This window comes from Hominisplanchenecus faecis, from assembly GCF_020687205.1.
In the GTDB taxonomy this organism is placed as follows: domain Bacteria; phylum Bacillota; class Clostridia; order Lachnospirales; family Lachnospiraceae; genus Hominisplanchenecus; species Hominisplanchenecus faecis.
Map to the genome: position 1 here is coordinate 1 of NZ_JAJEQE010000003.1, position 14072 is coordinate 14072.

General features: G+C 44.8%; 13 protein-coding genes and 1 tRNA gene. 3 read left to right on the plus strand and 11 right to left on the minus strand.

Annotation, left to right across the window (positions count from 1 at the left end):
* Positions 1-154: 154 nt before the first annotated feature.
* The 10 genes from LKD42_RS01455 to LKD42_RS01500 all read right to left on the minus strand — a co-directional run bounded on the left by LKD42_RS01455 (position 155) and on the right by LKD42_RS01500 (position 10882).
* On the minus strand, positions 155-2032 hold the full coding sequence (locus tag LKD42_RS01455) for an NlpC/P60 family protein (RefSeq protein WP_248834594.1): 1878 nt from the start codon (positions 2030-2032) through the stop codon (positions 155-157).
* A gap of 285 nt (positions 2033-2317) precedes the next feature.
* On the minus strand, positions 2318-2941 hold the full coding sequence (locus LKD42_RS01460; protein ID WP_022118308.1) for a V-type ATP synthase subunit D: 624 nt from the start codon (positions 2939-2941) through the stop codon (positions 2318-2320).
* 10 nt (positions 2942-2951) lie between these two features.
* Positions 2952-4325: a V-type ATP synthase subunit B gene (locus tag LKD42_RS01465; RefSeq protein WP_022118309.1), complete on the minus strand. Its 1374-nt coding sequence runs from the start codon at positions 4323-4325 to the stop codon at positions 2952-2954.
* A gap of 11 nt (positions 4326-4336) precedes the next feature.
* The gene (locus tag LKD42_RS01470; protein WP_248834595.1) at positions 4337-6103 is read right to left on the minus strand and encodes a V-type ATP synthase subunit A; all 1767 of its coding nucleotides are present in this window, start codon (positions 6101-6103) and stop codon (positions 4337-4339) included.
* Positions 6096-6683, minus strand: a complete 588-nt coding sequence (locus LKD42_RS01475; RefSeq protein WP_248834596.1) for a V-type ATP synthase subunit E — start codon at positions 6681-6683, stop codon at positions 6096-6098. Before LKD42_RS01475 ends, LKD42_RS01470 begins: the two co-directional genes overlap by 8 nt.
* A gap of 15 nt (positions 6684-6698) precedes the next feature.
* Entirely contained in the window at positions 6699-7007 is a 309-nt protein-coding gene (locus LKD42_RS01480) for a V-type ATP synthase subunit F (RefSeq protein ID WP_022118312.1), read from the minus strand.
* Positions 7008-7040: 33 nt separating this feature from the next.
* Entirely contained in the window at positions 7041-7484 is a 444-nt protein-coding gene (locus tag LKD42_RS01485) for an ATP synthase subunit C (protein WP_022118313.1), read from the minus strand.
* Positions 7485-7564: 80 nt separating this feature from the next.
* Positions 7565-9511, minus strand: a complete 1947-nt coding sequence (locus LKD42_RS01490; protein ID WP_022118314.1) for a V-type ATP synthase subunit I — start codon at positions 9509-9511, stop codon at positions 7565-7567.
* Positions 9508-10566, minus strand: coding sequence for a V0D/AC39 family V-type ATPase subunit (locus LKD42_RS01495; protein WP_022118315.1), 1059 nt, complete (start codon positions 10564-10566; stop codon positions 9508-9510). Before LKD42_RS01495 ends, LKD42_RS01490 begins: the two co-directional genes overlap by 4 nt.
* Before the next feature lie 4 nt (positions 10567-10570).
* Positions 10571-10882 (minus strand): hypothetical protein, encoded by a 312-nt coding sequence (locus LKD42_RS01500; RefSeq protein ID WP_022118316.1) that lies wholly within the window; start codon positions 10880-10882, stop codon positions 10571-10573.
* A gap of 534 nt (positions 10883-11416) precedes the next feature.
* On the opposite strand from LKD42_RS01500, the gene trmB reads away from it, so the two are divergent.
* Both trmB and LKD42_RS01510 read left to right on the plus strand, forming a co-directional pair.
* Positions 11417-12067, plus strand: a complete 651-nt coding sequence (gene trmB / locus LKD42_RS01505; RefSeq protein ID WP_147632464.1) for a tRNA (guanosine(46)-N7)-methyltransferase TrmB — start codon at positions 11417-11419, stop codon at positions 12065-12067.
* Positions 12068-12179: 112 nt separating this feature from the next.
* Positions 12180-12320: a hypothetical protein gene (locus LKD42_RS01510; protein ID WP_022118016.1), complete on the plus strand. Its 141-nt coding sequence runs from the start codon at positions 12180-12182 to the stop codon at positions 12318-12320.
* Positions 12321-12438: 118 nt separating this feature from the next.
* On the opposite strand, the gene LKD42_RS01515 is transcribed toward LKD42_RS01510, so the two are convergent.
* The gene (locus LKD42_RS01515) at positions 12439-13671 is read right to left on the minus strand and encodes an AI-2E family transporter (RefSeq protein ID WP_173867078.1); all 1233 of its coding nucleotides are present in this window, start codon (positions 13669-13671) and stop codon (positions 12439-12441) included.
* 179 nt (positions 13672-13850) lie between these two features.
* On the opposite strand from LKD42_RS01515, the gene LKD42_RS01520 reads away from it, so the two are divergent.
* Positions 13851-13923 (plus strand) — tRNA-Lys (locus tag LKD42_RS01520).
* Positions 13924-14072 lie beyond the last annotated feature (149 nt).

The following is a 14072-nucleotide window of genomic DNA, read 5'->3' on the forward strand; positions in this document are numbered from 1 at the left end:
AGGCGAGTTTAGGCGAAGGGCGGCTAACCGGCGAGCGAACCGAACAGGAAACGCAGCGTGTCAGGAGATTGTTTTCGGATCATCATGGCGTTATATTTTATAAAATCATTTCTATGGCCTTCATTTGCACATTCTAAAACCTCTCTGCACTTGCTTACCAGTAGCGTACAATCGCACGGATCGTAGCAAAATCAAATGGTGAGGTCTTAATACCGCCCACCGGGTAAGCTGCCTCTGTAGAGGCGTGTACAATCAGCCCGTTTCCGATGTAAAGCCCAACGTGTGAGATTGGCTGGTAATAAAATACCAGATCTCCGGGCTGGATATTGTTGACGGAAATGATTTTTGCGGTAGCATATTTGGTTGTTGTGCCATCGTAGCCGATTGCCTGCTGGTCGGCGGTACGAGGGATCTTGATGCCAAAATGGCTCATGACGGACTGCGTAAAACCGGAGCAGTCTGCACCGTTTGTCAGGCTGGTTCCGCCGTAAACATATGGATTTCCGATAAACTGAGTCGCATAAGCTGCAATTTTGGAACCGAATGTCAGGTCGGAATCGGAAGCATTCTGGTCAGTCATATATCCATTTGCATCGAAAGAGTAGAATACGTTGTCAATGATCATGATCTGGCTCTTGACCATTTCACCGGTCGTCGGAAGAAAATAGAACGTTGCGACGCTGTTGTTATACCATCCTGTAACCATGACTCCGTTACGGTCAAATAAATAGGTTTTGCCGTTCAGGGTAACAATACCGGTTGCTTTGCTTCCGTCGGAAGTAAAATAGTAAGTCTTATCATCAATCTGCAGTTTCTGGTTTGTGACTCTTGCACCAGTTTCTCCTACATAATAATTGCCTACCCACTGGTTGGTGAGGACAATGCCGTTCTCATCTGTATAATAATATCTGCCGCTTGCAGAAACGACCCACTGGCTTTTTGCCTTCTGGTAATTGGAATTCAGGAAGTAGGTTTTGCCTTTCTGTGTCCAGATTCCGGTAGAACGTGTCTTTTTGGTACGATTTCCCTTTTTGTTTATATAGTAAGCACCTACCCAGCAGCTCTTTGCCATCTGACCGTTTGATTTCAGGTAGCGTTTGCCGATCCAGGTATCGGTGACCATTTTACCGTTTGCATCAAAGTAATAATATTTGCTGCCAACCAGTACCCAGCCGGTCATCATCTTTCCGGTTGTCGGATGGAAATAGTAAGTGTCGGCACCGATCTGAGCGAAACCATAAGTACGTTCACCGGCGGCATTTACATAATACTTTTTGCTGATGATCCTGTTGGTGTACATACGGCCTTTTTTACCGAAGTAATAATATTTGCCTTTGATCTTTTTCCACTTTCTCGGTGCAGAACCGTCTGTTTTAAAGAAGTATGTATAGTTGCCGATCTTGTTCCAGCCTTTCAGCATCAGGCCGGTTTCAGCATCAAAGTAATAATATTTGCCGTTGTATTTGAGCCAGCCACTGTAACGTTCTCCAGTTTCGGTATTAAGATAATAAGTTTTGTCACGGATACGCAGCCAGCCTTTTGCAAGTTTACCTTTGTAGTTGTAGTAATAATACTTACCATCATTCTCTACCCAGGTATTTTTGTTTTCCGTCACGCCGGGAATCAGGATGTCAGAACCGTCTGCAGAAGAAGGATCCCGGACAATGTTTCCGTTTGCATCAATCGTGTAACTTTGATCCCCGGAGGTAATGACAGTGCTTGCAGCCATGGAGCCGTCAGCAGAAAGATAATATCCATCTACCCAGCGATTGGCGAGCAGCCTGCCTTTTATATCAAAATAGTACCATTTTTTATCGATCAATTTCCAGCCGGTTGCGGCGTATTTGTTTTTCTCAAAATAGTAAGTATACTTACCGATCTGCTTCCAGCCAACAGCGTAGCCCGGTGCAGCCTTGATGGTGTACCAGCGGCCTTTTGCATCTGCCTTCCACTTTGCTTCCGCTTTCATAGAAGGACTAACTGTGCCAAGTGCTGCTGCTAAAAGCATGGTAACGATAATCTGCTTTTTCATAAATTGCTCCTTTTAAAAATCATGAAGATCAAGATTTTGAAATCATGTTAAATATATTACAAAATTATTACATAAGAATTTTACAGGATTTAGCTTAGAAAGTCAAGAGAAAACACATATTCTGACAGGTAAATGTCAGCAGATCTGACCGGGATCACATTCCGGGTCTTAAGTGTGTTCTGCCTGAATAAAGATTTTACGTCTGAAATATGAGAGAACTGTGGGAGAAAAAAGACAGAACCCAGGGGACAAAAAATTGTCCGCCAGGTTCGGGAAATCCACTTGTTAAGCCTTCTTGCTCTGCATTCTTTTGATGACTTTCAGTCGGGTGAATTCTTCACGCTCTTTTTCTTCCAGTGCATTCTGAATGTCTTTTGTAAGAACGGTATAACGTGGGATGGTAATATTTTTCAGAGCGTTGGCACGCTTCTGGGTTTTTTTGATATTGTTTGCCAGCCGGTAAGCTGAATTTTCGATCATGGAAAGCTTGATGGAAAGCTGCTTTACTTTTTCAAATGAGGCTTTTGCCTGGTCCAGTGCAATGTTTGTACTGTAGTAAGCGTAAGTCGGGAAAGCAGGTCTGGTATCAGCTTCTACCAGAGGGATCTCCGTACCCATGATACTTCTTGTACGGATGCGGATCGAATCCTCAACCGGTACGGAGTAGGAGATCTCTTCTACAAGGCTGATGCCCAGTTTGATGTTTGCCATCTGCAGTGCGGCATAAGCCATGCGGAAGGTAGAATCAATTTCTTTCTGAATGGATTCGGCCTGCTGGATGAGTCCCATAAGTTCCCTGATCAGAATATTTCTTTTTTTGTCCATCAGCACATAGCCCTGTTTGGCAAGTGCGAGGGAGTTTTTTGCCAGAATTAAATTGCCCTTCGTAGGGAAGGTATTCGGATCCATAGGCTCACCTCTATTCGTTATAATATTTATCCAGGATCTTCGTATCGATACGGTCAAGTTCTTCTCTTGGCAGCATACGCAGAAGTTTCCAGCCAAGATCAAGAGTCTCAACGATAGAACGGTTCTCGTCCTCGCCCTGTCCGACAAAGGTATGCTCGAATGCCTGTCCGAATTTCAGATAGGTTTTATCCAGAGGAGAAAGTTCGTCCTCACCGATAACGGATGCCAGGGCTCTTGCATCTCCAACTTTTGCGTAGCAGGAGAATAACTGGTTTGCAACATCCTGATGATCTTCTCTTGTGTAACCTGCACCGATACCGTCCTTCATCAGACGGGACAGAGAAGGCAGTACGTTGATTGGCGGGTAGATTGCCTGTCCGTGCAGCTGACGATCCAGTACGATCTGACCTTCGGTGATGTAACCGGTCAGGTCAGGGATCGGGTGTGTGATATCATCATTCGGCATAGTCAGGATCGGGATCTGTGTTACAGAACCTTCGACGCCTTCTACGATACCGGCACGTTCGTAGATTGTAGCCAGTTCACTGTAGAGGTATCCAGGATAACCTTTACGGGAAGGAATCTCACCTTTTGAGGAAGAAACCTCACGCATGGCCTCTGCAAAGGATGTCATATCGGTTAAGATAACCAGGATGTGCATGCCTTTTTCAAATGCCAGATACTCTGCTGCGGTGAGGGCAACCTTTGGTGTGATCAGACGCTCTACAACCGGGTCGTTTGCCAGGTTCAGGTACATAACTACGTGGTCAGAAACACCGCTTTCTTCGAAAGTCTTGCGGAAGAATTCTGCTACGTCATATTTAACACCCATAGCTGCGAAAACGATCGCAAATTTCTCATCGGAATTATCACCCAGAGAAGCCTGTTTTACGATCTGAGCTGCCAGACGGTCATGTGGCAGACCATTTCCGGAGAAAATCGGAAGCTTCTGTCCGCGGATCAGAGTGGTCAGACCATCGATCGCGGAAATACCGGTACGAATGTAGTTACGCGGATATTCACGGGTAACCGGGTTCAGCGGCAGACCGTTTACATTGATGTGTGCTTCCGGATAGATATCACCCAGACCATCGATCGGCTGTCCGATACCATTGAAGGTACGGCCGAGGATGTCCAGTGATACGGCAAGCTCCATCGGATGTCCGGTCAGCTTTGTGTGGGTATTTTTAAGGGACATACCTTCATTTCCCTCAAATACCTGGATAACGGCTTTGTCTTCGTAGAGCTCTACGATACGACCGAGTTTCTTTTCGTTGTTATCCACAACGATCTCTACGATTTCTTCAAAGGAGGCATTCTGCACGCCTTCCAGAACGACCAGAGGGCCGTTGATCTCGTTCAGGCCTAAATATTCTATTGACATTTCTTTTCCTCCTAAGCGTTCTTTTCAAGTACTTCGTCATAGAAATGATCGACTTCTTTGCGGTAGTCATCGAACATATCCAGACGGTCATTTGGAACATCGTATTTCACGGAAATGATGCGGTCAAAAATGTTGCTTTCTTTCAAAATGGACATCGGCATACCCATGGTAACCAGGGCTTTTGCCTTTGTATTCAGATACAGGATCAGGTCCATCATCAGGAACTGTTTGCGGATCGGAACACAGGTATCGTCTTTGTGGAATGCATTCTGCTGAAGGAATCCCAGACGGATGACTCTGGCGATCTCCAGTGTCAGTTTCTGGTCATCCGGAAGTACATCACTACCAATCAGTTTTACGATCTCCATCAGGTTGCTTTCCTGGTTCAGGATCGCCATCAGCTGATTTCGTTCGTCTACGAAATTCTTGTCGGCATTGTCACGGTACCATGGTGCCAGGTCATTTACATATTCACTGTAACTGGTCAGCCAGTGGATAGCCGGGAAATGTCTTGCATATGCCAGGGATTTATCCAGTCCCCAGAAGCAGCGTACGAAACGTTTGGTATTCTGTGTGACCGGTTCGGAGAAGTCACCGCCCTGAGGGGAAACCGCACCGATGATGGAAACACTTCCTTCGGAGCCGTTTAAGGTCTGCATCATGCCGGCACGCTCGTAGAAAGCGGAAAGGCGGGATGCCAGGTAAGCAGGGAAACCTTCCTCTGCAGGCATTTCTTCCAGACGTCCGGACAGCTCTCGAAGTGCCTCAGCCCAACGGGAAGTGGAGTCTGCCATGATCGCAACGTCGTAACCCATATCGCGGTAATACTCAGCCAGTGTGATACCGGTATAGATAGAAGCCTCACGGGCAGCTACCGGCATGTTGGAAGTATTGGCGATCAGAGTAGTACGGTCCATCAGAGGTTTGCCGCTTCTTGGGTCAACCAGTTCAGAGAACTCTTCCAGAACCTGTGTCATCTCGTTACCACGCTCACCGCAGCCGATGTAGATGATGATGTCGGCGTTGGACCATTTGGCGATCTGATGCTGTGTCATGGTTTTTCCGGTACCGAAACCGCCAGGGATAGCAGCAGTACCACCTTTGGCGATCGGGAACAGAGTATCGAGGATACGCTGTCCGGTGATCAGCGGTTTGCTTGCTGCGAATCTTGCAGCAGTCGGACGCGGAACACGGATCGGCCATTTCTGGGCCAGTGTCAGTTTTTCTTCTTTTCCGTTTGCAAGCTGAACGGTTACGATCGGTTCGTTGATCGTGTATTCTCCATCCATTGCAACTTCCAGCACAGTACCGGAAATGTTCGGAGGAACCATGGATTTGTGGACGATTGCCTGTGTTTCCTGAACTTCTGCGATGATCGTGCCGCCGGAAACAAATTCACCCGGTTTTACGGTGATATGTGTTTGCCATTTTTTCTCCGTATCCAGAGAATCAACGCTGACACCACGGCTGATGTATTTACCGGAGGATTTTGCAATCTCACTTAACGGACGCTCGATACCGTCAAAAATATTGTTGAGGATACCAGGGCCAAGTGTTACGGAAATAGCATCGCCGGTAGCTTCTACCGGGTCACCAGGACGAAGTCCTGTGGTTTCCTCGAAGACCTGAATGGTCGTGATATCGTTTGTCAGACGGATAACTTCGCCTACCAGACGTTCTTTTCCGACGTAGACCATTTCAGCCATCTGAAATCCTGTGTTGCCTTTCAGGTAAATAACAGGACCGTTAATGCCGTAAATAGTACCTGTTTTATGCATTTGTAGCACCTCCGTTAAATGAGAAGTCTGCTTTTAACTTTTCCAGTTTGGAAGCGAAAGAATTGTCGATCAGGATGTTGCGATCCTGAAGAACGGCTCTTGTGCCGCCCATAAAGGAATATTCAGAAACGGTAATAGGAGCTCCGGTTGCGGCCTGGAGACTGGAACGTTTGTCGGAGTCTGCAGGGTCAATGTAAAGGATCAGTTTTCCGGAACCAGCCTCTTTCTGAATGTTTTTGATCTGTTTGATCAGCAGCTGCTGATATGTTGAAGTAGTCATGTAATCTTCAAGCTGCTGTTTTACTTCGACAAAAAGCTTTTCTTTCAGTTCATTCTGTTTCTGTGTGATCTTACGCTTGATCTGAAGCTGCTCTTTGGAAAGAGCCATATTGTTATTTCTCTTCAGATTGTCGCTTTCTGTTTTTAACTGTAAATCAGACTGGCGAAGTGTGGTTGCTTTGTGTTCTTTTTCTACCTTGTCCAGATTTACTTTATATTCTTCGATCATGGCAGAAGCCTGTTTTCTGGCCTCTTCCAGAGAAGATTCTTCAAAATATTTAAGCTTTTCTTCCGTAGTCAAAATATCTCACCTTCTTTATAATTTTATTCCGATTGCTTCGCTTACATAGGAAGTGATAAAGTCCGGTTTGCGGCCGGTACCGTGGCGGTCAGGGATTTCGATAAGAAGTGGAAGACGGCGGTTTAAGCGGACATCATCAATAATATCCGGAAACTCCCGACCGAATTTTTCGGTCAGGAGAATAATACCGTTTTCTTTATTGGCAATTGCATCTTCCAGTGCTTTACGAAGTTCCGCACGTTCGTGCACGATACAGCCTTCTACGCCTGCCAGACGCATGCCGGTCAGAGTATCGACGTTATCACTGATTAAGAACATTTTCATAAATTAATTGCCTCCTGATATGCGAACAGGAAATTAAAGTTTACCAAGGATCATGAAGGAGATGATCAGACCGTACAGAGCGATACCTTCGGCCATGGCTACGAAGATCATGGATTTACCAAAGATGCTTCCGTCTTCACTGATAGCACCCAGAGCAGAACTTGCTGCGTTTGCAACGGCGATACCACCACCGATGCAGGAAAGACCGGTTACCAGTGCAGCTGCCAGATAACCCATACCAGCTGCCAGACCGCTTGCAGATGCAGAAGCAGTATCAGCTGCCAGTGCTACAGAACCGTCGCCTGTGAAGATCATGATAACGGCAAGAGCCATGGTTCCAAAGAAGAGGAAGCAGTTGATGCCAAGTGTGGTTTTGAAGCGTCCACGGTTCTTTTCACCGATCAGAAATGCTGCGGTTGGTACGACGATGCTCAGAAGCAGTGCTGCGATAAAAATGAATTTTGTAATAGTTGACATAGTAATTTCCTCCTTAATCGTGTGTGATTATGAACTCACAAATATAAAATATTTTATTTCCGTTATTTTGCTTTTAAATGTTAATCAACGGATTTTTTAACAAATGGTGTGAATGGATGTCCTTCGCCTTTATAGAAACGGCTGAACATTTCGTAGTATTCCAGACGAAGTACCTGGATACCAACGATCAGACCCTCCATTGCACATACAAAAACGTTACCAAGTACGATAACGATCCAGTTGATGTTTCCGGATTCGGCTCCGGCAAGCATCAGGACTACTTCCATCATAGCTGCGTGGCTGACGGCGAAAGCACCGATACGCACGAAAGACAGCGTGTTGGAGAAGTAGCTCAGTAATACATCAAACAGTTCGAAAAATGCAGTTACAAGGAACATGCCTTTTTCTTTTGGCATAGCATCTGCTTTTTTCTCGACCAGTTTACCGAGCGGCTCTTTGAAGCCGATCAGGATCAGCGGAATGAGGAACATAACCACCAGAACACCGGCTGCCGGGATGGCATGACCTGTCATAAATAAGAAAACGACTGCAACGATCGCACCGTAGAATACAAAACCGGCGATACCGTTTGTATCAAAGAAGATGTTCTCAGCATCTTTTCTGCGGACTGCATTGATAATATGCAGAACCATCGTTGTCAGGATCAGGAACATACCAAATGCGATGGCAACAACGAAAGCGGTGTTCATAGTACCGATAAACGGAAGCGTTGTCATTGCATCCTTCGGATGCATCCAGAGTGCAGGTATGACATCCTCAAAACCGAAGAAACTGCCGAACAGGAAACCGAAGATCGTAGAGAAGACTCCGGCACTGCTTAAGCATGCTGCGAGTTCCATTTTTTTGAAATGGTAGAGCAGGGCACCGCCGATCACCAAGCAGAGTCCCTGACCGACATCACCGAACATGGCACCGAAAATAAAGGAATAGGTCAGTGCTACGAAGATGGTCGGGTCGATCTCGTTGTAAGACGGAAGACCGTACATACGAACGAATAATTCAAACGGACGGAAGATACCAGGGTTTTTCAATTTGGTAGGCGGTGTCAGTGTGCTGTCTTTATCCTGATCTTCATTGCTTTCGATCAGACAGAACAGATTCTTGTCATCGGCTACGTCTTTTTCAAAACGAGCGGCATCGCTTTCCGTCATCCAGCCACACAGAATGTAGAAGACCTGTTTACCTTCTTTTGTGCAGGCTGCAAGTTTACGCACATCAAAGTTTGAAGTGAGTGAACGGAATTTGTCTCTGCAAAGCAGGACTTTGTTTTTGTACTCGTTGAGCAGTTTCGCACTTTCTTCACGGCACTCCTGAAGCTGGACATCAAGATCATGGATATCAGACTGAAGTTTTGTACCGACTTCCTGTGGAATACCTTCGTATTCATCCGGAAGGTGGATGCGTTCAAAGTGCAGGGAAGAAAATACGGCATCGATCTGTCCGGCTCTGCCCGCCGGCACAAAGTAAACACCCCATACATACTGCTCATCTTCGCTGCAGCGATAGAACACGGTGTCCAGATTTTCGTAGACATAGTGCTCCAGTTTTTTGTAGTAATCGCGTGTGATCTTACCGAAACGATATTTGATAAACTTAAACTGCAGTACGCTGTGAATATCAAAATCGAATCCAAGGAACGGTCTTAAACGTTCATAAGAAGCTTTCAGATCTTCCTTCTTTGCTTCCAGAGCATTGGTTCTTGTATAAATATCAGAAAATTTGCTTTCCAGAGTTGCGAGAGTCTCAGAAGCTTCTTCAATCGAAATAGTGCCGGTTGGGTTTTCCTGATTTTTATCCGTACCGAGCATGGAAGCGAATTCTTCTGCTTTTGTAAGCTTGTCTTTATAAGGATTGATCTCAATATAAGGACGAAGAGACTTGACAGTCTTAAGCTCGGAAAGAGCATTTTCCAGATGAATTTCGTATTTGGATAAATAGTCATTCACCACACGGTCGATGTCTTCTTTCGGACCGGTAACGCTCAGAAATTTCATTTTCTCAATCAACGATTACACCCCCTTTTCAGATTTGAAATATATTTTTGCGTCTCACTGGTCGGAAGACCGTATCGGATGCACTCAAGCGTGGTTGTGAGGTCGTCAACCTCATGTTCTTTCTCATAGAGATATGAAATGATAACTGCAATGGAGAATGGATCCTCCTTTGCGTTCTTACGCTGAACACGATAACGGATCTGATAATAGGCATCGTCCAGTGAAAGTTTTGCTTCCTCCGGGAAATGTCGTCCGTAGTAAGTATTTCTGATGGCTGCGGTCAGTTCATCTGTAGTTGCAGCTTCGACCATCTCTTTGATCTGAGAGGTCTGAAGACGGTATTGGATACCGATCAGATGTGCATAGACGTCCGCATTGCTCATGTTGTAAAAATGCTTGGAACGATAAATCCAACGTATGTTCAGCAAATCCATTTTGACACCGTAATCGTCCATAAAGATTCTTTCTTCGTCACGAGTCAGAACCTTTTTGCGGCTGTCCCAGAACCATTTGAAATAGCACAGGTCAAGTGCCATCTCGTAATCCCACAAAGTAGGTTCGGACAGACCGGAGAGAAGAGATAAAGGACGATAGTAGATGCTTCCTTTCAGAAGGCTTACAAACTCATCCAGAGTTTTACAGTTGGAAAGAGCGGTCAAATTGATGTCCGAGTGTTTTTCAAAGAAATCTTTGAAAATATCGAAATTCAATTCAACATCTCTGTGGTCAAATACCATTCGCATACAGGTTTTCAGAAGTCCGATCTCGTATCTGCGGAAGTACAGATCCAGGATTTTACGCTGATGTATGGTTGCGAAACGGTAGATACTCTGGAAATCCGTGTAGATTGCGTTTGTGAGCATTTTCTCGATCTCTCCGCGGTGCAGGGAATTTTCGTTGGAATTTGCGAAAATACCAGCATAGGCGGACTTTGTTTTCAGAAATCCGATGGCATCGGAAACGGATGTCAAAGAGGCGAGATGCTGAAAATCTTTAGCGGTCAGAAGCTTCCTTCGCATACCGCGAATCTTGGTCGCTGTACCGCTGTAGGCTAACAGATTTCCCATAATTTTACTCCTCGATCATTTTTGCGATCAATCCGGCAGCAAGCTTTTCATGATTCTGATTGTAATCATTTTCGATTGCCTGAATTGAATCTTCAGTTGCTTTCTGCAGATCGGCAAGACTTTTTTGCATTTCTTCATTTAAGCTGGAACGAATCTGATCAAGCTTCTCCTGCGTAGCTTTCTCAGCCTCTTCATCAAATGCCTGAATACGTTCACGCATCTGCTGTTCCAGTGCCTTCTTTTCGTTCTCGGCAGCCTCAATGATACCGGCTGAGGCCTCTTCGATTGAAGACAGACGCTTGATGACGAGATCCATGTGCATCCCTCCTTTAGTATAGTATAGTTGCAGCTTTGAAATTCAAGCTGAACATATGCAAAAGCACAGCCCAGCCCACAAAAAAACTGCAGAAGTTTATTGCCCTGACACTTCTGCTTTTATATGATTATTGCCAGACAACCGTAAAATCATGTTCACAGGTACCTATTATAATAGGTAGTCCTTTTTTCACTCCGTCTGACAGCTTACATTATACACGATTTCCACTTGATTTCCATATGCAAAATTCTCAAAAAAATAAAAAAATTTTATGGTTGTTTTGCACAATTAGAATGGATATGATAGAATACATGGGTATAACTCAGAAGAAAGTCAGTGATACCTAGTATATAAAATTTATATGATGCCAGGGCCAAAAGGTAAAAAAGACGATGCAAGCTTGCTTGTGAGAGTACGCAGTACGGAACAATCCGTATGGCATCAGTTACTGACAAATCTCAATGTCATAAATGCCAGGGTCAAAAGCCTGAAAGCACGATGTGCTTGCACAAACATAAAATTGGAGGAAAATAAATGCGTTTAAGAAATATACCGGGAGCGGATGAAGTGATCAGAAACTGTGACTGGGTAATCAAGGAACCGGCAGATAAAAAAGGAAAATGGAATACAGTATTTGGAAATGAAAATCCGATCCATATCGAAGTTGGGATGGGAAAAGGGCAGTTTATCACTGAGATGGCAAAGAGAAACCCACAGATCAACTACATCGGAATCGAACGTTATACGAGCGTTCTTCTGCGTGCCGTACAGAAAAGAGAGCAGCTTCCGACAGAAGAAGCCCTGCCGAATCTGCTCTATCTGTGTATCGATGCCAGTGAACTTCCGGAAATCTTTGCAAAAGACGAAGTGGCAAAGATCTACCTGAATTTCTCGGATCCATGGCCGAAGGATCGCCATGCAAGACGCAGACTGCCGTCAAAAGAATTTCTGGCACGCTATGACCAGATCCTTGTGCCGGATGGCAAAGTAGAATTCAAGACCGATAATCGCGGACTGTTTGATTTTGCACTGGAACAAAGGGAGATCGCCGGCTGGAACCTGGACGGCTGTACCTTTGACCTGCATCATGATGAAAACATGAATGAAGGCAACGTGATGACCGAGTACGAAGAAAAATTCTCAAGTATGGGAAATCCAATCTATAAAATGATCATCAGCCGGTAAATGTATTTCATTTTAACGGGTTGATCTGAAAAAAAGATGCTCTTCGGGCTTTCGAGTCATATTATATAGAAATAAAATAAAAGCCGGGATATCCGTTCCGGCCGGAGGAAAAATGGCACGAAGACAGAATGTTCGTGATCGCATTGGCATGGCAGTCTATGAAAAGAAAAAGCTGAACAAGAAACTGGTGACCATGCAGAAATCTTTTCAGGAAGTAAAGCACCTGATCGGGGATGAAAAAAAGAAAAAATAAAAAGAAGGCGTTTACAGCGGAGAATTTCCGGTGTAAACGCCTTATGTTGTTTCGGACTATTTTTTGATGCGGAACGTTTTCGATTTTCCGCAGGCAGCCAGCAGATTTTTACTTTACATCAGTGCTTTGTACCATCAAACTCAAACGGCTGCAGATGTTCCGGAAGTGATTCGTCACGCTTTTGAAGCTGATGGTTGATAAGACGCTGGATCAGATAGCGTATAAATGCGACTGCCGGAACACCGAGGAACATACCAAGGACCCCGGCAATACTGCCGCCGACCGTGATGGCGAAGATGATCCACAGCGGCTTCAGACCGGTAGAATCTCCGAGGATTTTCGGTCCGAGGATCAGACCGTCAAACTGCTGTAATACAAATACCATGACAACAAAGATCACGGCTTTGAGCGGACTGATAAAAAGCAGGATGATCGTACTTGGAATGGCACCGATGAATGGACCAAAATAAGGGATCATGTTTGTGATTCCGACGATTACGCTGATCAGCACGGCATAAGGAAGTCTCAGGATCAGCATCAGTACAAAACAGAGCACTCCGATGATCGTAGAGTCGATCGCCTTTCCGACGATAAAACTGCTGAACAGACGATTGGCTTCTGCAGAAACTTCCAGGATCAGCTGAATATATTTTACCGGAACAAAGGCATAAACAACTGCTTTGCAGGAATTGACCAGAGGACGTTTGTCTGCCAGCATATAAATGGAAACCATGATCGCAATAAAGAGGTTCAGCACCCATTTAAGGATGGACATGGAGATCGAATACAGTGCCGGTATCATATTTGCGGCAAAATCCTTCGCATAGTTGATAAAGTTCGGGATCGCATTGTTGATCGTATTTCTCAGCACTTCCGTATCCAGCGAAGGGAAACGCTCTTCTAAAGTATCAAAGAAATGATAAAGCTGCTGTGCCGCAGTCGGAATAAAATTGACCAGATCCGTCAAACTGGTGATAATCTGCGGGATAACACCGAAAAGTACGATCACAATGATGCCGATCACAAGAACATAAGCAGTGATGATCGCCAGGATCTTACAAAGAGCATCACTTTTAATCTTACATTTATCACGGAACAGCTTGTAAAAGCGGGCAACTGCCGGGTTCAGTATGTAGGCAATCAGAGCACCGATGATAAACGGCATCAGAACCGCCAGACCTTTTTCAATATTTTTCAGTGTCGTGTTCCAGGATGTGATCAGATTGATGATGATCGCACCGAAAAAGATGACAAACATCGTATAAATACAGATTGTAAAATACCGGTTATTGGCCGTAAATTTATTTTTCTTGATGTCATCATCCGATTTGTTTTGTTTCTCCAGATTCATGGGCATCCCCCTTATAAAATGTTTAAAAAACGAGTTACTTCTAATTATAAAAGGCACGGAAAATTAGTTCAAGTGTTCTTTCTTAAAAAAACTATAAAAAAACTTAAAAAAAAGCTTGCAATTTGTAAAACCATATATTATAATATGTCTTGCGTTCAAGGTAACGCAACACAAGATATGCGCGATTAGCTCAGCTGGCAGAGCACCTGACTCTTAATCAGGGTGTCCAGGGTTCGAACCCCTGATCGCGCACTATAAAAGCACTGTTTTGGATGACAAGTAGAGAGCATCGGGGACGGTGCTTTTTTTCGTGCAGTTTGCACAAAAGAGAAGTCCCACTTCACGCCGATCAGGGTGAGCAGGGGACTTGCAAGTTGTGGATTCTGCCGAAAAGTTTCACA